Source organism: Nitrosomonas sp. Nm166 (genome assembly GCF_900112825.1).
Classification (GTDB): domain Bacteria; phylum Pseudomonadota; class Gammaproteobacteria; order Burkholderiales; family Nitrosomonadaceae; genus Nitrosomonas.
In genome coordinates this window covers 26,328-45,452 of sequence record NZ_FONE01000002.1, presented here as the reverse complement: position 1 = coordinate 45,452, position 19,125 = coordinate 26,328, and the positions used below count along the sequence as shown (strand labels likewise).

Annotated in this window: 20 protein-coding genes; 8 read left to right on the top strand and 12 right to left on the bottom strand. The window is 43.8% G+C overall.

The window, feature by feature from the left end:
* Positions 1-9: 9 nt before the first annotated feature.
* Both BM021_RS00940 and uvrA read right to left on the bottom strand, forming a co-directional pair.
* Positions 10-1,281, bottom strand: a complete 1,272-nt coding sequence (locus BM021_RS00940) for a glycerate kinase type-2 family protein (RefSeq protein ID WP_090717652.1) — start codon at positions 1,279-1,281, stop codon at positions 10-12.
* The gene (uvrA, locus tag BM021_RS00935; protein ID WP_090717649.1) at positions 1,278-4,097 is read right to left on the bottom strand and encodes an excinuclease ABC subunit UvrA; all 2,820 of its coding nucleotides are present in this window, start codon (positions 4,095-4,097) and stop codon (positions 1,278-1,280) included. Before uvrA ends, BM021_RS00940 begins: the two co-directional genes overlap by 4 nt.
* A 93-nt stretch (positions 4,098-4,190) precedes the next feature.
* On the opposite strand from uvrA, the gene BM021_RS00930 reads away from it, so the two are divergent.
* Positions 4,191-5,549, top strand: a complete 1,359-nt coding sequence (locus BM021_RS00930) for an MFS transporter (protein WP_090717856.1) — start codon at positions 4,191-4,193, stop codon at positions 5,547-5,549.
* Positions 5,549-6,001 (top strand): single-stranded DNA-binding protein, encoded by a 453-nt coding sequence (gene ssb / locus BM021_RS00925; protein ID WP_090717647.1) that lies wholly within the window; start codon positions 5,549-5,551, stop codon positions 5,999-6,001. The genes BM021_RS00930 and ssb overlap by 1 nt, the downstream gene beginning before the upstream one ends.
* A 29-nt stretch (positions 6,002-6,030) precedes the next feature.
* On the opposite strand, the gene BM021_RS00920 is transcribed toward ssb, so the two are convergent.
* On the bottom strand, positions 6,031-6,237 hold the full coding sequence (locus tag BM021_RS00920; RefSeq protein WP_090717644.1) for a hypothetical protein: 207 nt from the start codon (positions 6,235-6,237) through the stop codon (positions 6,031-6,033).
* A gap of 314 nt (positions 6,238-6,551) precedes the next feature.
* Between BM021_RS00920 and BM021_RS00915 the strand changes: the two genes are divergently transcribed.
* Together BM021_RS00915 and murJ are read left to right on the top strand one after the other, a co-directional pair.
* Entirely contained in the window at positions 6,552-7,274 is a 723-nt protein-coding gene (locus BM021_RS00915; RefSeq protein WP_090717641.1) for a hypothetical protein, read from the top strand.
* A gap of 96 nt (positions 7,275-7,370) precedes the next feature.
* On the top strand, positions 7,371-8,909 hold the full coding sequence (gene murJ / locus BM021_RS00910) for a murein biosynthesis integral membrane protein MurJ (RefSeq protein ID WP_090717640.1): 1,539 nt from the start codon (positions 7,371-7,373) through the stop codon (positions 8,907-8,909).
* A 28-nt stretch (positions 8,910-8,937) separates the two neighbouring features.
* Here the strand turns inward: murJ and folE2 are convergent, their stop codons facing one another.
* From folE2 to BM021_RS16525, 8 genes are all read right to left on the bottom strand, one after another.
* Complete coding sequence (gene folE2 / locus BM021_RS00905; protein ID WP_090717638.1) at positions 8,938-9,744, bottom strand: GTP cyclohydrolase FolE2; 807 nt, start codon at positions 9,742-9,744, stop codon at positions 8,938-8,940.
* A 267-nt stretch (positions 9,745-10,011) separates the two neighbouring features.
* The gene (gene dxs / locus BM021_RS00900) at positions 10,012-11,856 is read right to left on the bottom strand and encodes a 1-deoxy-D-xylulose-5-phosphate synthase (protein WP_090717634.1); all 1,845 of its coding nucleotides are present in this window, start codon (positions 11,854-11,856) and stop codon (positions 10,012-10,014) included.
* Positions 11,857-11,890: 34 nt separating this feature from the next.
* On the bottom strand, positions 11,891-12,784 hold the full coding sequence (locus BM021_RS00895) for a polyprenyl synthetase family protein (protein WP_090717630.1): 894 nt from the start codon (positions 12,782-12,784) through the stop codon (positions 11,891-11,893).
* Positions 12,774-13,028 carry an exodeoxyribonuclease VII small subunit gene (locus tag BM021_RS00890; RefSeq protein ID WP_090717627.1) on the bottom strand — a complete coding sequence of 85 codons (255 nt, stop codon included), beginning with the start codon at positions 13,026-13,028 and terminating at the stop codon, positions 12,774-12,776. The genes BM021_RS00895 and BM021_RS00890 overlap by 11 nt, the downstream gene beginning before the upstream one ends.
* A gap of 255 nt (positions 13,029-13,283) precedes the next feature.
* On the bottom strand, positions 13,284-13,571 hold the full coding sequence (locus BM021_RS15690; RefSeq protein WP_218147787.1) for a UDP binding domain-containing protein: 288 nt from the start codon (positions 13,569-13,571) through the stop codon (positions 13,284-13,286).
* A gap of 73 nt (positions 13,572-13,644) precedes the next feature.
* Complete coding sequence (locus BM021_RS16530; RefSeq protein WP_371115975.1) at positions 13,645-13,857, bottom strand: hypothetical protein; 213 nt, start codon at positions 13,855-13,857, stop codon at positions 13,645-13,647.
* A gap of 86 nt (positions 13,858-13,943) precedes the next feature.
* Positions 13,944-14,204: a hypothetical protein gene (locus BM021_RS15680; protein ID WP_218147786.1), complete on the bottom strand. Its 261-nt coding sequence runs from the start codon at positions 14,202-14,204 to the stop codon at positions 13,944-13,946.
* On the bottom strand, positions 14,201-14,287 hold the full coding sequence (locus BM021_RS16525; protein WP_218147789.1) for a hypothetical protein: 87 nt from the start codon (positions 14,285-14,287) through the stop codon (positions 14,201-14,203). The genes BM021_RS15680 and BM021_RS16525 overlap by 4 nt, the downstream gene beginning before the upstream one ends.
* Positions 14,288-15,051: 764 nt before the next feature.
* Between BM021_RS16525 and BM021_RS00880 the strand changes: the two genes are divergently transcribed.
* The gene (locus BM021_RS00880) at positions 15,052-15,726 is read left to right on the top strand and encodes a hypothetical protein (protein WP_143074269.1); all 675 of its coding nucleotides are present in this window, start codon (positions 15,052-15,054) and stop codon (positions 15,724-15,726) included.
* Between the two features lie 171 nt (positions 15,727-15,897).
* On the opposite strand, the gene BM021_RS15100 is transcribed toward BM021_RS00880, so the two are convergent.
* Positions 15,898-16,077 (bottom strand): hypothetical protein, encoded by a 180-nt coding sequence (locus BM021_RS15100; protein ID WP_143074268.1) that lies wholly within the window; start codon positions 16,075-16,077, stop codon positions 15,898-15,900.
* Between the two features lie 419 nt (positions 16,078-16,496).
* On the opposite strand from BM021_RS15100, the gene BM021_RS00875 reads away from it, so the two are divergent.
* The 3 genes from BM021_RS00875 (at position 16,497) to BM021_RS00865 (ending at position 19,092) form a co-directional block, all read left to right on the top strand.
* The gene (locus BM021_RS00875) at positions 16,497-16,964 is read left to right on the top strand and encodes a hypothetical protein (protein WP_090717621.1); all 468 of its coding nucleotides are present in this window, start codon (positions 16,497-16,499) and stop codon (positions 16,962-16,964) included.
* A 176-nt stretch (positions 16,965-17,140) separates the two neighbouring features.
* A complete protein-coding gene (locus tag BM021_RS00870) occupies positions 17,141-18,295 on the top strand; it encodes a GNAT family protein (RefSeq protein WP_090717617.1) in 1,155 nt (384 codons plus the stop codon).
* Complete coding sequence (locus tag BM021_RS00865; RefSeq protein WP_256207708.1) at positions 18,292-19,092, top strand: nucleotidyltransferase family protein; 801 nt, start codon at positions 18,292-18,294, stop codon at positions 19,090-19,092. The genes BM021_RS00870 and BM021_RS00865 overlap by 4 nt, the downstream gene beginning before the upstream one ends.
* Positions 19,093-19,125 lie beyond the last annotated feature (33 nt).

Genomic DNA, 19,125 nt, shown 5'->3' with positions numbered 1-19,125 from the left:
ATCCCCTTATTAAAGCACTAGGACGGCACGGTAATCATTCACATTGGTATAAGTTGGTCCCGTTATCACTAAATCGTTTAATTGCTCAAAAAAAGTATAGGCATCATTATTGTCCAGTAATGAGGCGGCATTCAATCCAATTTCTTGGGCGCGAATGAGTGAATCAGGAGTAATGAGCGCTCCGGCATTATTTTCACTACCATCCAATCCATCCGTATCACAGGCAAGAGCATAAGTTCTCTCTTGACCAGCCAGCCCAATCAATAGCGATAACAAAAATTCTGAATTACGGCCACCACGTCCATTGCCTTTGAGAGTAACTGTGGTTTCACCACCTGATAAAAGCACAGCAGGTGCCCTTAACAGTTGTGGATATAAGTGAATTTCTCTGGCTAATGCTGCGTAGCTTTTGGCAATTTCCCGCGATTCTCCGGTTACCGTATCTCCCAATATGAAAGGAGTGATATTAAGGCCCTGAAAATAATTCGACGCTGCAATCAGTGACTGATGAGCATTTGCAATGATTCTGTTTTCAACACGGAAAAAAATGGAAGAACCAGGTTTAGGTGTTTCATTAACTGCCTGTTCTTTCCCTGCAAACAAAATTCTTCTGACCGTGGATGAAACTTCCAAATTATAGTGATCAAGCACAGCCAGCGCATCAGAGTAGGTAGTCGGATCAGGCGCGCAGGGGCCAGAAGCGATATGCGTTGCCTCATCACCGGTTACATCGGAGATAATTAACGCCACTACTGGCGCTTTGCAAGCGGCAGCAAGCTTTCCACCCTGAACGGCCGATAAGTGTTTGCGCACAGTGTTGATTTCCTGGATGCTGGCTCCACACCGTAATAACTGATGAGTAACTTCTTTAAGGTCCTGTAATGAAATTCCATCAATCGGCAGAGAAAGCAGACTGGACCCACCTCCACTGAACAAGCAGAGTAATAGATCTTCAGATTTTAACGCCTTGACCGCGGACAAAATCTGTCGTGATGCTTGTTCCCCATTTTTGTCTGGAATCGGATGCCCGGCTTCAATCACTTCAATTTTATGAGTAGGTAATTTATGCCCGTAACGAGTGATCACTAAGCCATCTAGTCGCGCATCAGCAGGCCAGGAATTTTCAACGGCCAGCGCCATGGCAGCAGCAGCTTTGCCAGCACCGACTACAAGCGTACGGCCTCTGGGAGAACTGGGAAGATGTTGCGGTACCACATGAATCGGATCAGCCGCCTTAACGGCAATTGAAAAGCTTTCCAGCAACAAATCGCGCGGATTCATTTGGTAAGCATCGGTTGCAGATAATGACCGGTATAGCTGTTTTGATTGACTGCGATCGCTTCCGGTGTCCCTTCCGCAACAATACATCCCCCGCCATCACCGCCTTCCGGCCCCAAATCAATAATCCAGTCGGCCGTTTTGATGACATCCAGATTGTGCTCGATAACCACCACAGTATTACCCTGATCGCGCAGTCTGTGCAGGACCTTCAACAGCAAGTCAATATCCTGAAAATGCAGACCAGTGGTAGGCTCATCAAGAATATAGAGCGTGCGCCCTGTCTCACGTTTGGAAAGCTCTAACGAGAGCTTTACCCGTTGCGCTTCACCGCCGGAAAGTGTAGTGGCTGATTGCCCTAAAGTAATATAGCCTAAACCTACTTCCAGAAGTGTTTGTAACTTGCGTGCAATGACCGGTACCGGTGTGAAAAATTCAAATGCATTTTCCACGGTCATCTGCAACACTTCATTGATATTTTTACCTTTATACTGAATTTCCAGGGTTTCTCGATTATATCGCCGGCCATGGCATACATCACAAGTGACATAGATATCTGGCAAAAAATGCATTTCCACCTTAATCACACCATCGCCTTGGCAAGCCTCGCACCGCCCGCCTTTGACATTGAAAGAAAACCGGCCAGGCGCATAACCGCGCTCGCGCGCCTGTGGTACGCCGGCAAATAATTCCCGGATGGGTGTAAACACACCGGTGTAAGTAGCTGGATTGGAACGCGGCGTTCGCCCGATAGGGCTTTGATCCATATTGATCACTTTATCGAAAAAAGCCAAACCCTCAATGTGCTGATAGGACGCAGGCTCGACATTGCTGGCGTAAAGATGCCGAGCTACTGCGCGATGCAATGTTTCATTGATGAGTGTAGATTTGCCGGATCCCGAGACTCCTGTCACACAGACAAATAATCCTACCGGCAGATTAAGCGTGACATTTTTTAGATTATTACCGGAAGCACCGTCAATCCGAAGTATGCGATTATTATTGGGTTCGTGGCGTTTCTCCGGTATTTTGATCGATAATTTGCCGGCCAAGTATTTACCGGTCAGAGAATCATTATTTCCCTGAATAACTTGTGGGCTACCCTGAGCGACAACGAAGCCGCCATGCTCTCCGGCACCAGGCCCCATGTCAACCACATAATCCGCAATTTGTATAGCATCCTGATCGTGCTCAACCACAATAACGCTATTACCCAAATCACGCAGATTTTTGAGTGTATCCAGTAGACGTCCATTATCACGTTGATGCAAGCCAATCGAAGGTTCATCCAGGACATACATAACCCCCGTCAAACCAGAGCCGATTTGACTGGCAAGGCGTATGCGCTGGGATTCACCGCCAGATAACGTGTCAGCAGAGCGATCCAGAGATAGATAATCCAACCCGACATTGTTGAGAAATTGTAGGCGGCTGGAGATTTCTTTGATGATCCTCTCGGCAATGGATTGCTTGTGACCCGATAATTCAATTTGGTCAAAAAATAGCTTGGCCTTTTTCAAAGGGAAAGCACTAATCTCATAAATCGCCTGCCCCGCAACCTGCACATGGCGTGCGGCCCGACATAAGCGTGTACCATGGCATTCCGGACAAGTTTGTGCATTGAGGTATTTTGCCAGCTCCTCACGCACGACCTGTGATTCCGTTTCCTTATAGCGCCGTGTCAGATTGGGAATAATTCCTTCAAAAGGATGTGTCTCCTGATGCTTACGACCACCTTCTGTGAAATACGAGAAATGGATTTTTTCTTTACCAGAACCATACAAAATAATATTACGTATAGGTTCCTCTAATTTCTCAAAGGGTGTTTCCAGGTCAAACTGATAATATTCTGCAAGGCTTGTTAATAGCTGAAAGTAAAATTGATTGCGCCGATCCCAGTTTTTTACCGCCCCGGCGGCTAATGAGAGATGCGGGAAAGCCACTACGCGCGCCGGATCAAAAAAAGTGATCTGTCCCAGACCATCGCATTTATTACACGCACCCAAGGGATTATTGAATGAAAATAATCTGGGCTCTAATTCAGGCAGAGAATAGCTGCACACTGGACAGCTAAATTTGGCGGAAAAGAGGTGTTCATGGTCTGTATCTATTTCAACCGCTAAGGCACGCCCGTCAGAATGGCGTAATGCCACTTCAAATGATTCAGCGAGACGCTGCTTAGCATCTGGAGAAACTTTTAAGCGGTCAATTACTACTTCAATCGTATGTTTTTTGGTTTTTTGCAACTTGGGTAACGCGTCGATTTCATAAACTTCCCCATCAATCCGCAAGCGAATAAACCCCTGTGCACGCAGCTCATCGAATAATTCAACCTGTTCACCTTTGCGCTCAACGATCAACGGTGAAAGAACCATCAAGCGCGTGTCAAGCGGGAGCTGCAATACATGGTCAACCATTTGCGAAACACTTTGCGCAGTTAGAATAATATTGTGTTCAGGGCAATACGGATCACCAACACGGGCAAATAGCAGGCGCAAATAATCATGGATCTCAGTAACTGTCCCAACCGTTGAGCGTGGATTGTGCGAGGTTGCTTTTTGCTCAATGGCAATTGCAGGAGAAAGGCCTTCGATCAAATCGACGTCCGGTTTTTCCATCAGCTGCAGAAACTGCCGCGCATAGGCCGAAAGCGATTCCACATAGCGACGCTGGCCTTCAGCATAGAGGGTATCAAATGCCAGCGAGGATTTACCTGATCCAGACAGCCCAGTGATGACAACAAGCTTGTTGCGTGGCAGGTCGAGATGGATATTTTTCAGATTGTGAGTGCGCGCACCACGTATTTTTATGGATTCCATTAGCTATCTATGTATGAGTCAACCTGTTAATATACCCAACTTTTTAGGAATATCACAACCTGATTCATGTCTGTTCCATCTTCATCTGAGAAAATGTCTCCAGTAGAACTGCGTGCAACCATCGGTCTGGCCGGTGTTTATGGCTTGCGAATGCTTGGGTTGTTTATCATTTTACCGGTATTCGCTTTTTATGCTGAGGATCTGCCCGGCGGCAATAACTATACATTGATCGGCATCGCATTGGGTGCATATGGCTTAACACAGGCCATCTTGCAAATTCCCTTCGGCTGGTTATCCGATCGTATCGGACGTAAGCCTGTCATTTATTTGGGTTTGATTTTGTTTGCCATCGGTAGTCTGATTGCTGCTGTCGCAATCGATATTTACTGGGTGATATGGGGACGCATTATCCAAGGTGCTGGCGCAATTTCAGCTGCTGTGATGGCGCTTGCTGCAGATCTCACGCGTGAAGAACACCGCACCAAAGCAATGGCAACCATCGGCATGACCATCGGCACTGTTTTCGCCATTTCCCTGATTGCCGCTCCAATTCTCAATCAGTGGATTGGCGTACCAGGGATTTTTGCTATGACCGGCGTTTTAGCACTTCTGGCAATGGTTGTAGTAAAGAAAATTGTTCCCGATCCGCAAATTAGCCGCTTTCATTCTGACACCGAAGCATCAGTTGCGAGCTTTGCAAGCGTACTGCGAGATACGCAATTGTTGCGTTTAAATTACGGTATTTTTGCTTTACATGCTACGCTGATGGCGCTTTGGCTGGTAGTACCGCTCACTTTGCGTCAGGCAGGAATGGCAGCAAATGATCATTGGCAGATTTATTTTCCGGTTTTATTTTTATCAATAGTGCTGATCATTCCGGCAATTATTTATTCTGAAAAAAAAGCCAAGTTAAAATTCGTATTTATTGCAGCTATCGCTATTTTAGCAGCAGGCCAGGTATTACTGGCCATTACCTCTGATTCTGTATGGGGTACAGCCGGTGCATTATTAGTTTTCTTTACCGCATTCAATTTGCTGGAAGCCAGCTTGCCATCCCTGATTTCTAAGATAGCACCGGTCGGTGCAAAAGGAACAGCGATTGGTATTTACAGTAGCACTCAGTTTATGGGTGCTTTTGCAGGCGCTGCTGTGGGTGGCTATTTATTTAGCGCTTTTGGAAGTGATGCGCTATATGCATTTTGTGGGTCGCTGGTACTCATATGGCTGATACTGGCTTTAACGATGAAAGCACCTGCTGCAGTCCGCTCTAAAATGTATCATGTACAGGAAATGGATTTGAATAAATCTAGAGAATTATCGCGTCAGCTTGCAGCCATACCCGGTGTATATGAAGCTCTGGTACTGGTTAATGAAGGAGTAGCATATCTGAAAGTTGACATGCGAGGCTTTGATGAAGAAGAAGTAATTAGACTGCTTGGGGAGGAAACATAATGGCATCAGTCAATAAAGTTATACTCATCGGTAACTTGGGCAAAGACCCGGAAACTCGTTACATGTCCAATGGTGATGCAGTAACCAATATTACATTGGCCACAACAGATACCTGGAAAGACAAGAATGGCGAAAAACAGGAGAGGACTGAATGGCATCGAGTAACCTTTTACCGAAAACTGGCAGAAATTGCAGGAGAATATTTAAAGAAGGGCCGCTCTGTTTATATCGAGGGCAGACTGGAAACCAGAAAATGGACTGATAAGAACGGTGTAGAACGTTATACAACAGATATTATTGCAAGCGATATGAAAATGCTGGGCAGCCGATCGGGAAGCGGCAGTTTTGAATCGCCTGATCATGATGAAGACAATTCTGCTTCCAGTCGGCTACCCTCTTCAACCAAGAGCACCAGTGGATTTGATGATATGGATGATGACATACCCTTCTAATCGAACGATGAGATTAAGGTAGTTGAGCATTACCGTCTATCAGGCAACCGGAGTATTCCTTCCTGCAATTCTGATCTAGAGAGATTTGATTGACGACGCGGAGGTAATGAAAATTCAATACTTTCTATGTTACCACCAATTTTTTTAGCCATATTTCTGAACTCAATCGCTAGCATAGACTTGGGAACAATAAATATTTGTTTAAGTCCAGATTCAAAATTAACAAGAATTTTCATAACCCTATTTCATGCCTCTAATTTATTTAAGAATTAATTAATTTTTAAACACATACCTTGTTTTGATTCTAACGACTTCAATAAATTAAACTTTAGTACCCAGATTTCCTGTATGGGTGTTGCTTTAATTAGCAGCCGGTAACAAATAAAGCCTTTTCTCGTTGAAGGTAATTCATAACTTTAATAGCCAGACAAATTTTTTGGAATAAGTCCTCATCTGCTATCTAGATTGCTTTTTTTGCATGCTTCTCTCTGATAAACTCAGCGCTTTGATAATATAACGAAAATATATCAGCTAATTGAGGAGCTCCCGGATGTTTGACAAACCCAACCAACTTATTTTTTATATCAATGTAATACTGATCGTCTTTGGTGTTCTGGTAGTGTTACTGACTGATTACATTGTGATTGGGCTAATATTTGCTATCAGTGCATCAATACTGATTTATGCGCAAATCAGACAAAATAAATCTGCATTTACCATTGCAGATTTAAAAAAAATACTGACTGTTCATGATACGGGTGGTAACAAAGCAACTCTGAACCAAACACAAATGACAACTGCTTGCCATATTGATAACTCGGAATACTGGTTCAGAAATATTCGCGCTATTGGAAGTATTAGCAGCTTCAAAATCAATGATAGGGAGCCGGCTGAACAAATTAAAGAAAATGGCTACTACCATGTCTGTGCAAAGCTTCCGCCTGAATTAAAAATAATCAATGGTTCTGATCTGACTTTATCATACGAATATGAAGGAGCTTTCACACAAACGGAAGGGATGCTATCTCATGTTGTTGATCATGATACGAAACAATTGCATTTGACCGTCGAATTACCCCAAGGTCGCCCTATTTCATCAGCCAGGCTTTTCTGCAAGCATGATGGCAAAGAAGAAGTGTTACTACCACCTGTTGTCAGCGGACAAACAAAATTAGAAGCTGATATAAAAAACCCGAAACTTGGCGCAGAATACTGCTTGCAATGGACTTGGCCTGAAGAAGGTTTCATAAAAAAACTGAGCCGCCTTTTCTAAACTTCGTAATGGAGAATTTCTATTGGCTTGACTTGCGAATGAGTACAGCAATTTCTTTTTTCATTTCCTGCTGCTAACACAGAAAATTAAATACCGTTGAATTTACTCAAAGTCCTCGCAGCTGTTAGCAGCATGACCTTCATATCGCGTATTCTGGGGTTTTTGCGTGACATCTTGATCGCACGGATTTTTGGGGCAGGGATGGCAACCGACGCTTTCTTTGTCGCTTTCCGCATTCCCAATCTGCTGCGGCGCTTATTTGCTGAAGGGGCATTTTCACAAGCATTTGTTCCCATACTTGCTGAGTACAAAAATACTCGTACCCTAGAAGAAACCCGCAGCTTGATTGATCATATTACCCTGCTTCTAGGCATCGCACTTATTATTGTCACGATCATTGGCATCATCGCAGCGCCATTGATTATCTATGCCAGCGCACCTGGTTTTTCTGCCGATCCGGAGAAATTCAGCTTAACCGTTGAACTCTTGCAGATTACGTTCCCTTATATTTTATTTATTTCGCTAGTTGCTTTAGCAGGAAGTATACTCAACACGTATGGCAAATTTAATATCCCTGCGATCACGCCAGCGCTATTAAATTTAGCGTTTATTGGTTGTGCATTATGGCTCACGCCATTGATAGACCCACCGATTCTGGCATTGGCCTGGGCAGTTTTTATTGGCGGCGCATTGCAACTCGCTTTGCAGGTCCCATTTCTGCTACGCCTTCAATTATTGCCACGCATCCGCTTCAGAAATCCGGATACCGGTGCCTGGCGTGTAATTAAACTCATGGGCCCGGCCGTTTTTGGCGTATCGGTGAGTCAAATCAGCTTGCTGATCAATACCATCTTCGCCTCTCTTCTCATGACTGGTAGTGTGTCCTGGCTTTATTATGCCGATCGGTTAATGGAATTTCCGGCAGGTCTGCTGGGGGTCGCATTAGGTACCATCCTGTTACCATCGCTGGCCCGGCATTATAACAGTAGCAGTAACGAAGAATATTCCCGCCTGCTCGACTGGGGCATGCGGATGACGATATTGCTCACCTTGCCGGCAGCGTTGGCATTGGCATTATTGGCAATACCCTTAGTCACAACGCTTTTTCATCACGGCGCATTTACTGATCATGATGTGTGGATGACACGCGAAGCACTCATCGCCTACAGCGCGGGGTTGCTTGGGTTGATTCTGGTCAAGGTTCTTGCGCCGGGGTTTTATGCGCGCCAGAACATTAAAACACCCGTAAAAATTGCAGTCATTACGCTAATTGCAACACAACTGATGAATCTCGCCTTTATTATTCCTTTTCAACACGCCGGATTGGCATTGGCGATCGGTTTAGGCGCTTGTCTTAACGCAGGACTACTGTATTACAAACTGCGCAGCCATAAAATTTATCAGCCACAGCCTGGATGGGGCATTTTCTTTTTGAAGATACTGATAGCATTAACCATTATGGGAATTGTTTTATGGTTTGCTATGGGAAGTAATGTATCCTGGCTGGCTGATTCGGCAATGACGCGTGCCATTCGGCTGTGCTGGGTAATCATAATCGGGGCCTCCAGCTATTTTGGCGCGTTATGGTTATTAGGATTCCGCATAAAGGACTTTACCAAGCAGCAAGCAATATAAAAAATACTGCACTATTTAGGGTATTAGTTTATTCGCGGCGTTGCTTGTCATTCTCAATCAGCGCATAGGCTGAGTGATTATGGATGGACTCAAAATTCTCCGATTCGACAATATACGCATCAATACGTGCATCATGGTTTAGCACTTCCGCAATATCTCTTACGATATCCTCAACAAATTTAGGGTTATCGTACGCCCTCTCAGTCACATATTTTTCATCAGGTCGTTTTAGCAGGCCGTAAAGCTCGCAGGAAGCATTCATCTCAGCAATCCTAGTAATATCTTCGATCCATACAAAACTGTTGGTGCGCACAGAAATAGTCACATGCGAACGTTGATTATGTGCACCATAGTTAGATATTTTCTTGGAACAAGGACATAAGCTTGTGACGGGAACGACGACTTTCATGGTGAAGAAATATTCATTATCTTTAATCTCACCCGTGAATGTCACTTCATAGTCCAATAAACTTTTTACTTGGGAGATAGGTGCGGATTTATTGATGAAATAAGGGAAGGTCATCTCAATATGGCCCGAATCCGCTCCCAGCTTTTCTATCATTTCCTGCAGCATAATTTGAAATGACTCAACAGAGATTTCCCGTTCATGACTATTGAGTATCTCGACAAAACGAGACATATGCGTGCCTTTAAAATTATGTGGCAAGTTCACATACATGTTAAAAACTGCAATGGTATGCTGCACACCATCATCTTTGTCAGCCACAACCACCGGATGACGGATTGCTTTGATTCCTACCCTGTCGATTGCAATACGCCGGGTATCAGGCGAACTCTGCACATCGGCAATGGGCAAATCTACTTGCTTATTCATATTTCTCTCTCCTGTGTAATACCACCAAGAACTTTCTGACAATAGTAGGATAACAACCAACCTTTAATCAGAATAGACATAAGAGTATCTCTAAAAATTCAAAATTTTAAACAAAGCGAAGCACGAACAAAAAGGTAATCAGCATACTTATGCGATATAAAAGAAAATTTATTCTGAATCATCAAACATTTTGATGAGATGGGGTATCGGAAATATTCTTTAAAGTGAAATGTTCCAAATCCGGATTCTCAGAAGGACCCATCAAAATTACTCGAAAAATATTGATTGCACTGATTGAACGATACCATTTTTATCTAATCCGCAATCTGCAATCATTTGCGCATGATCACCTTGATCTATAAAAACGTCAGGCAACCCTAGTTGTAACACTCTGACGTCAATTCTCTGGCTGTTGAGTGATTCCATTACAGCACTGCCCGCCCCACCGATCACGGTATTTTCTTCCACAGTCACCAACAAATCATGGCTGCCAGCCAGAGATGCCACCAGATCATCATCTAGCGGTTTAATAAAGCGCATATTCACCACTGTTGCATTCAGCGCTTCTGCTGCTTCCAGGCACGGCGCCAACATACTGCCAAAAGCCAGTAAAGCAATCTTTTCCCCCTGGCGCCGGATTTCACCTCGACCGATGGGCAGCGCTTGCATCTCTTTTTGTACCTGCACGCCCGGCCCGGTTCCTCTTGGATAACGCACTGCTGATGGCGTATCCAATTGAAAGGCGGTATATAACATCTGCCGACACTCATTTTCATCGGCCGGTGCCATGACGGTCATATTGGGAATACAGCGCAAATAAGACAGATCAAAGCTCCCTGCATGCGTTGGTCCATCCGCTCCCACCAAACCAGCCCGATCAATGGCAAATACAACCGGCAGATTCTGAATAGCAACATCATGAATCAATTGATCATAAGCACGCTGCAAAAAGGTTGAATAAATGGCCACTACCGGCTTTAATCCATCACATGCCGCACCTGCTGCAAATGTAACCGCATGTTGCTCAGCAATACCTACATCAAAATAACGTTCAGGGTATTCCTGTGAAAATCGCACCAATCCTGATCCTTCGCGCATTGCCGGGGTGATGCCTACTAAACGAGAATCTTGCGCAGCCATATCACACAACCATTCACCGAATACCTGTGTATAGGCAGGTTTTGTGTTTAGATTAGCAACAATACCTTTTTGTGGATCAAACTTCCCAACGCCATGATATAGAATGGGATCCTCCTCAGCTACCTTGTAACCGGCCCCTTTACGGGTAACTATATGCAGAAACTGCGGACCATCCAGGAATTTAATATTGTTCAGCGTTGTAATGAGAACATCCAGATCATGACCATCAATTGGGCCAATATAGTTAAATCCAAATTCTTCAAACAAAGTACCTGGCGTTACCATCCCCTTCACATGCTCTTCCGCCCGTTTGGCGAGTTCCAGCATGGGTGGCACCACACCCAGCACTTTCTCGCCAGCACGTCGTGCTGTGGCATAAAACCGTCCCGACATCAGCTTGGCTAAATAATTGTTCAGCGCTCCAACCGGGCGTGATATCGACATGTCGTTGTCATTCAGAATAACCAGCAAATTAGCGTCCATTACGCCTGCATTGTTCAGTGCCTCAAACGCCATACCCGCACTCATGGCGCCATCACCAATAACAGCAATGGCACGCCGGTCACTCCCGTTTAATCGCGCAGCGACTGCCATTCCCAACGCAGCACTGATTGAAGTGCTCGAATGTGCAGTGCCAAATGCATCATATTCACTTTCATCACGACGGGGAAACCCGGCGATGCCACCCTGCATGCGTAGCTTACTCATGCCATTTCGCCGCCCTGTCAGAATTTTATGCGCATAAGTTTGATGACCCACGTCCCAAACAAGTTGATCATACGGTGTATTAAAAACATAATGCAGGGCGATAGTTAATTCGACCGTACCTAAATTGGAAGACAAATGCCCACCGGTTTTTGCTACCGACTCAATAAGAAAATTACGTAATTCCCTGGCAAACTGAGGTAATTTCTTTTGATCCAGTTTACGTAGCTGAGAGGGTAAATTAATGGTATCTAACAGTGGATACATTCAGAGCCTGAAATAAAAATAATAGAGAAAAAACTTAGAATTTACGTTTAATTATGAAATCAGTTACTTGGCGTAATCTTAATGCGTCATCACCAAAACCATCCAAGGCCTGATAGGCATCATGTTGCAATTTCTCCGCCAACTCGCGTGCCTGACTAATTCCTAGGATACTGACATAAGTAGGTTTATTGTTTTCAGCATCTTTACCAGCCGTTTTTCCCAGCGTGGCCGTGGTTGCTTCGATATCCAGTAGATCATCGACCACCTGGAATGCCAAACCGACACATTTAGCAAAATGATCTAATTTATCCAGTTGATCAACATCCAAGCGGCTACTGCAGCGAGCTCCCAGCATGGTCGCAGCACGAATCAATGCACCGGTTTTATGAACATGCATAAACTCCAACTCCGGCAGGCTTAAGGTCTTGCCCACACTATCCAGATCAAATGCCTGTCCCCCTGCCATACCACGCGAACCGGAAGCCTGCGCCAGTTGCGCGATCATCTCTAATTGTGTCTCTGGTGTGTCAGCCAAACGCTTTTCTGCCAACAATTCAAAAGCTAACGTCTGCAAACTATCCCCAGTCAACAATGCAGTGGCTTCATCAAATTCTATATGACAAGTAGGCTTGCCGCGTCGCAGGATATCATCATCCATACATGGTAAATCATCGTGCACCAAAGAATAGGCATGAATGAGTTCCACCGCCGCAGCTACAACCGTCACGCGCTCAATGTCGACAAACGCAAGCTCTCCAGCGGCAAAAGACAGCAGCGGGCGCACCCGCTTTCCTCCGCCCAGCACCGAATAGCGCATGGCTTTATGCAGTCGCATGGGAACACAATCATTAGCCGGTAGTCGAGAATCAAGGAATGCTTCGATACGCGCTTGACAGTTACTGGCCCAGCTCTGGAAATCAACACTCATCAATATCAGGTCTTGTGAAATTTTTTAACATATCTGCTTCAAGTATTTTTACCTGTTGTTGTGCGCCTTGCAGTTTATTTTGACAATATTGCAATAACTCGGCCCCGCGCTGATACGCTGCGAGAGAAGCCTCCAATGACATTTGACCCGATTCCATCGCTGCCACTATTTTTTCCAGTTCAGCCGATGCCGCTTCAAAACTTTCCGGTTGAGGCAAAGCAGCGTGTTTAGATGATTTTGTCATAAAACTGGTAACCAATATAAATATAAGTGATTCTATTCAAAAAAATAGATAAAAATAACGCAATAAGCAGTATCTGGTCAATTCAAATTTAGTAATAGCTGTTGCTATCACTTTCCGAAACTGAGTGGCGAATATCTTAAAAACTTCACAAATTACTGCTAACAGTAATGAAGAATTCTTTAAAAATAGTCATCTATGCCACGCTTCGCTTTCAAGAAAAGAGAATGGCGGAGTTTCCTCCGTAATGGGGCAAAATCAATTGTGGAATTTGGGCAATTCTCTTCCAATAGGAAAATAGTCGATTCCATGTGCTGCAACAGTGTTAGGGTTATACAGATTCCTGCCATCAAAAATTACAGGATATTTCAATATATCTGCAATCTTGTCAAAATTAGGAACGCGAAATTCTTGCCATTCAGTAATGATCATGAGTACATCCACACTTATCAGCGCAGATTCCTGGGTTTTAGTTAATTGCAAATCTTTGCGTTGACCATACAGAGACTCAGCCTTGCACATCGCCTTCAGGTTAAATGCCTGCACCTTTGCACCAGCCGCTCACAAAGCTTCCATCAGCACACAACTCGGCGCTTCGCGCACGTCATCCGTATTATGTTTAAATGCTAATCCCCGTAAGGTAATGTTCTCCTTTGAGATCTCCATCGAGAAATTGGTAAAGCTTATGATACAACACGTTCTTTTGCTCGTCATTGCGTGCTTTCACCGCTTTGAGAATCTTCGGATAAAAACCGATGTTTTCAGCAATATGTATTAAAGCTTGTACATCTTTTGAGAAACAGTTTCCGTCATAATCAGCGCCTGGATAAATGTAATGATAACCAATTCGAGGATCACTGTAGCCCCCCTTGCGTACCTCTTCGATATCCCCCTAGCTCCTCAGCCAGATTCGCCATCTCATTCATGTAACTGATTTTGGTGCCAGCAGTTAGCGACATATTTCGTCAATTCTGCACTGCGCACATCCATCACCATAATCTTATCGCGATTACGATTAAAGGGCGCAAATACTTCTCTTAACAGCTGCTCTGCCCGGCGTTGCCGGGTACCGATGATAATGCGATCAGGTCGCTCGCAGTCATGGACAGCAGCTCCCTCCTTCAGAAACTCAGGATTAGATACCACAGCAAATTCATGCTGAACATTCCGGTTTGTCAATCCTTCACGTACACCATGGTTACTTTGTCAGCAGTTCCAACCGGAACAGTGGATTTATCCACAATACATCGATAATCTTCCATGTAAGTAGCGATTGATCTGGCGGCATCTAGTACGCCTCACATCTCTATACCGTTCTTGCGTCGGTAGCGCTCATAAAGGAAGTGGCTTATTGGATTTAGCTGATTGTTGAAAAAGCAAAGAACCTTTATAGTTGTCCTTTAGTTTTCAATGGCATGTATTTGTAGCCCCCGTGTAAAAACGGAGGTATTTTAATGGGAATGGTAAGGCTATTGGTAATTCAATATGAATGAGAATCTGACCTATATTATTACTTTATTAGGGTGTGTACTTTCCCTACTTTCAATACGACATTTGTTCTTCGGTGAAAGAATCCCTGTAAAGGATAACGGGTTAGAGAGACTTCGATTTCTGCTTCCACCTAGTATCCATTTTTTTATCTCAAATCTTGGTTAGTTGCTGGATAGCCATAATGAACGATCTGTTCATGCGGTGGATAACAGTCACTTAATAAATGTGCCAATTTATTTTAGAGGTTGCGCTTTAGCTAAAAATGTTATCTTAATAATTTGCTTGGAAATACTAGCATATTCTTTTGTGTTCGTTACGTCCTCCAGAAGTGAAATAAAAATCTCTTTCTAAAGATCACCTTCGTAAGAATTTATAAATATTTTTTAAGAACAAAGGCATTTAGTAAAGTTGCAACAATTTACTATCCTGTCAAGTTTTCTTGTAACTTTTTATTGCCTTGGTTTATTGTTTTGAGGTAATTTTTTTATATGGAGTCGAAAATCTAAAGTCTGGTTTTTAGGTGGAAGTTTAAAAAATGAATACCTCTATGAAAATTTTGGGTTTAAGTTTGTTGTTGATTTTTAATACTTTAAAAGCCGAAATTATACGCATTCCAATTGAATCTGGGCCAGGTGGAACTGTAACAGTTGATACCAATATTTCGAATGATGGAACAGGTTCTCAGATGAACTCGATCGGTAGTAGTTTTTCAAGTGTAAGTGGACATCGTGCAAATGCAGCAATTAACCTAATAAAATCTGATGGAACAATAAATTACACACACAAGAATTCGAATGGAACTATAACATTTGATACCAATATTTTGAGTGTCGGAACAGCAACTCAGATGAACTCGATCGGTAGTGGTTTTTCAAGTGTAAGTGGACATCGTGCAAATGCAGCAATTAACCTAATAAAAGGTGATGGAATAATAAATTACACACACAAAATTTCGAATGGAACTATAACATTTGATACCAATATTTCGAGTGACCGAACAGTACCTCAGATGAACTCGATCGGTGGTGGTTTTTCAGGTACAAGTGGACATGGTGTCAGTGCAATAGTTAATACAACAGGAAGCGGCGGAACAATAAACTACACACACATAAATAATAGAACGAAATTCAAATTCAGCGGCGGAGTAAATGTTAACAATGGTATTCATGGTGTAAATATCGGGGTTCAGATTCCCCTTGGCACTAAATAGTTTGCCTAACCGGTCAGGTAATTAGCGTGAGATAACCGGTATCACATACTGCATTATGCCCATAGGAAAATTTACTATGGAGAAAGTAATGCCTCTGATGGCTAATTGAAATTGTATAAATATCCTGATTGATTCGCAAGTAACAATTAAACTGAGATCTTAATTATCCAGTTACCAGATTTGCCTGTTTTGGCGAGCCAAAAAGGGCTCGAACGTGAACAATCTTGCACCAGATGGAACCGCCGAACGAAACGAACCCTGACCACGCACAGCAACGATATCGACTGCATAACCGCATTCCACGAAGCTGCGCGCCGCCACCGCTGAGACCAGACAAGAACACTTCGACATGCAGAGGTTTCTCTTATCCATGATCAATTCTCTTATCGGCGTATAAAAAAATAAACGCTTGTTTCGTTAAAATTGCCTAATAAGCGATTTTCAAAACTATTCCAGCCCAATCAGCACAAAAATCAATAAATAAAATAACCCAAATTGGGAATCCAGATTTTTAATCTCTTCCTACACGCTGAGTCCTTGGCATGCTTGAATCGACAAGCTCGGTAATATTGATACCCAGGTTTTACTATGGCAAGATATGCGCTTTTGCTGATGTTGTATTACTAACTAAGTTTTTCAATTAGCAAAAAGAGATCTGAAGAAAATGCCTATTTCTTTGCTTCAGAGTAAGTCTTACTCAGGTAAGGCTTCTGGCATTTCTGATCCAAGGATTTATTCTTATTTACTATTGCACTTAAATTGAGGCGACCTTGAACGAAAATATTGATCAAATCGCTAGATATTTCGAAACCGTGCCTTTATGGCCATTTGTTTTGTTTGGTCTGCTAGGTCTGATAGCTGTATTTGTTGAAATTCTTAATCGCAAACGCCGCGCCAATGCGATTGATAACTTTCGCTATACGATTGAAACAGAACTGGCTGCTTTATACCCGAAACATAAAGGCTGGCCCAGAAATATCAACTCGTACCTCTGCTCTCGCTTACCCGAAATGCAGCATAATTTTGAAGTCTTACGTGTCTTTATTCCGCAAGATCGTCTGCTCAGCTACAACACCGACTGGAATAATTTTTGTGATTTCTGCCGTACAATCACGGATGAAAAATGTGCAGTTGCAGAACAGTCGTCAGCATCCGATGGGTCCTTCCATAAAGAACCAGATCCCAAAGAAGTTTTCCATACACTTGTAGATAATCTATTAAAACATACTCGCCTATAAGTTTTGTTTGACTGCTAGCATATCAAGGCCCACTAGATATAACCTGTAGCGGGTCTTTCTTAACTAATTGGATCAACATTTCTGACATAATATACTTCGATTCCATTTCTCTTAAGCAGAGTTAAGAGATATTCTATAATCGTTATCATGCACTGCCAATCCACTTATCACCTGCCATGAACAAACAAGATAAGCTGACCGGTTCCAAAGCCGTAGTTGTACGCCCGGTGATGTCTTATCGCGATATGGGAAAATTTATCGATGTGCCTTGGCATGTGTATGCCAATGATCCGATGTGGGTACCGCCTTTGCGTCTGGAACGGCGTTTCCATTTCTCCCGCTTTAATCCTTTTTTTAAGCATGGTGAATGGCAAGCCTGGGTAGCTTACCAAAACGGTCAAGCGGTCGGACGAATCAGTGCGCAGATCGATTCGCTGCATCAGGAACGCTACGGTATAGAGCGTGGCCATTTTGGTCTGTTCGAATGTATTGATGATGCGGAAGTATGCGCTGCGCTAATGTTGCATGCGGAAGCATGGCTCGCCTCCCGGCAGATTCGTCATGTCAGCGGTCCGTTTAATCTTTCTATCAATCAGGAATGCGGTATCCTGGTCGACGGCTTTGACACACCGCCAGCCATTATGATGCCACATTCGCCACGCTGGTATGGCCGCTTGTTAGAAGAACAAGGATATCATCCCATCAAGGATTTACTAGCTTATAAGATCAAGGTCGATTTTGAAATACCCCGTGTCATGCAAATGCTGATCAATCGGTTTTCTTCCAAAATAAAATTACGCACCCTGCGACGTCATCAATTCGATGAAGAGATGGAAACTCTGCGGGATATTTTTAACGATGCCTGGTCTAAAAACTGGGGATTCATTCCGTTTACGCGAGAAGAATTTGCCGAATTGGGCGCTAGCCTACGCCTGTTGCTACCTGATGAATTCATTCAAATTGCCGAAGTCGATGGTAAGCCCGCGGCATTTATGGTGGGACTGCCTAATCTCAACGAAGTGTTAACTGAATTAAATGGCAGCTTGTTTCCGTTTGGTTGGCTCAAACTGACTAGAAGAATCAGAAATCATCAAATACGGACAGCACGCATACCCTTGATGGGTGTACGCAAACAATTTCATAATACACCATTGGGTTTGGCATTGGCGTGCCTAGTCATCAATGCACCACGGCAAACGGGAATCGCTCACGGCATACAGGAAGTCGAGATGTCATGGATACTGGAAGATAACGTTGCCATGCGCAGCATTCTCGACAGCATAGGTAGTGAACAGTACAAGCGCTATCGTATTTATGGAAAAACATTGTGAACGATCCAACACCAAAACGATTTGCAGCACTAGTTCTCGCTGCTGACCGTACTAGCAAAGATCCTATCACACAGCATACTGGCGCTGCTTGCAAAGCCTTTGCGCCTGTTGGCGGCATTCCGATGGTGATTCGGGTTCTGGATACGCTAGCCGACTGTGATCTGATTACCACCATTATACTTTGCGGGCCGCCCGAAGCTCTGCTCACTCATTGCCCGGAATTAAAGCAGCGCATTGCCTCAGGAGAGGTCAGTTGGTTGCCGAATCTGGACTCTCCCAGCCGTAGTGCTGAAAGCGCCCTTAATCACATACCTGATGATATGCCGGTGCTATTAACCACTGCCGATCATGCGTTGCTGACACCCGCTATGGTGCAAAGTTTTTTGCGTGATTCCTTGGCAGCTCAGTGTGATGCCACTGTCGGTGCGGTCAGGGAGCAAGCTATCGCTGCTACATTCCCTGGTGCCAGGCGCACTATCATCCATTTGCGCGATGGCGGATTTCGCGGTTGTAATTTGTTCACTTTTAATCCTCAAGGGCGGGCATTGGTTAGATTCTGGCGGCAAGCCGAGGATTTGCGCAAACGACCTTGGAGACTAGTTGCACAAGTGCTTGGATTCAGAGCAGTATTTTCGTATTTATGCGGGTTTTTAACGCTACAAAGAGCTCTGGCATCTATATCGGAAAAATCAGGGATAAACATACAGGTGATTATGCTTGATGATCCATGCGCTGGTTTAGATGTCGATAAAATTGAGGATTTAGTGCTTGCTGAATCGATACTCAATAGAAAGTAGCTAACTATTTATAGCGATTATGATTCTCGCCTG

What these genes read in the sequence shown, in the direction of transcription:
- BM021_RS00940 (WP_090717652.1), bottom strand. Translation starts at nt 1,281, where the DNA reads ATGAATCCGCGCGATTTGTTGCTGGAAAGCTTTTCAATTGCCGTTAAG.
- uvrA (WP_090717649.1), bottom strand. Translation starts at nt 4,097, where the DNA reads ATGGAATCCATAAAAATACGTGGTGCGCGCACTCACAATCTGAAAAAT.
- BM021_RS00930 (WP_090717856.1), top strand. Translation starts at nt 4,191, where the DNA reads ATGTCTCCAGTAGAACTGCGTGCAACCATCGGTCTGGCCGGTGTTTAT.
- ssb (WP_090717647.1), top strand. Translation starts at nt 5,549, where the DNA reads ATGGCATCAGTCAATAAAGTTATACTCATCGGTAACTTGGGCAAAGAC.
- BM021_RS00920 (WP_090717644.1), bottom strand. Translation starts at nt 6,237, where the DNA reads ATGAAAATTCTTGTTAATTTTGAATCTGGACTTAAACAAATATTTATT.
- BM021_RS00915 (WP_090717641.1), top strand. Translation starts at nt 6,552, where the DNA reads ATGTTTGACAAACCCAACCAACTTATTTTTTATATCAATGTAATACTG.
- folE2 (WP_090717638.1), bottom strand. Translation starts at nt 9,744, where the DNA reads ATGAATAAGCAAGTAGATTTGCCCATTGCCGATGTGCAGAGTTCGCCT.
- dxs (WP_090717634.1), bottom strand. Translation starts at nt 11,856, where the DNA reads ATGTATCCACTGTTAGATACCATTAATTTACCCTCTCAGCTACGTAAA.
- BM021_RS00895 (WP_090717630.1), bottom strand. Translation starts at nt 12,784, where the DNA reads ATGAGTGTTGATTTCCAGAGCTGGGCCAGTAACTGTCAAGCGCGTATC.
- BM021_RS00890 (WP_090717627.1), bottom strand. Translation starts at nt 13,028, where the DNA reads ATGACAAAATCATCTAAACACGCTGCTTTGCCTCAACCGGAAAGTTTT.
- BM021_RS16525 (WP_218147789.1), bottom strand. Translation starts at nt 14,287, where the DNA reads ATGGAAGATTATCGATGTATTGTGGATAAATCCACTGTTCCGGTTGGA.
- BM021_RS00880 (WP_143074269.1), top strand. Translation starts at nt 15,052, where the DNA reads ATGAATACCTCTATGAAAATTTTGGGTTTAAGTTTGTTGTTGATTTTT.
- BM021_RS15100 (WP_143074268.1), bottom strand. Translation starts at nt 16,077, where the DNA reads ATGTCGAAGTGTTCTTGTCTGGTCTCAGCGGTGGCGGCGCGCAGCTTC.
- BM021_RS00870 (WP_090717617.1), top strand. Translation starts at nt 17,141, where the DNA reads ATGAACAAACAAGATAAGCTGACCGGTTCCAAAGCCGTAGTTGTACGC.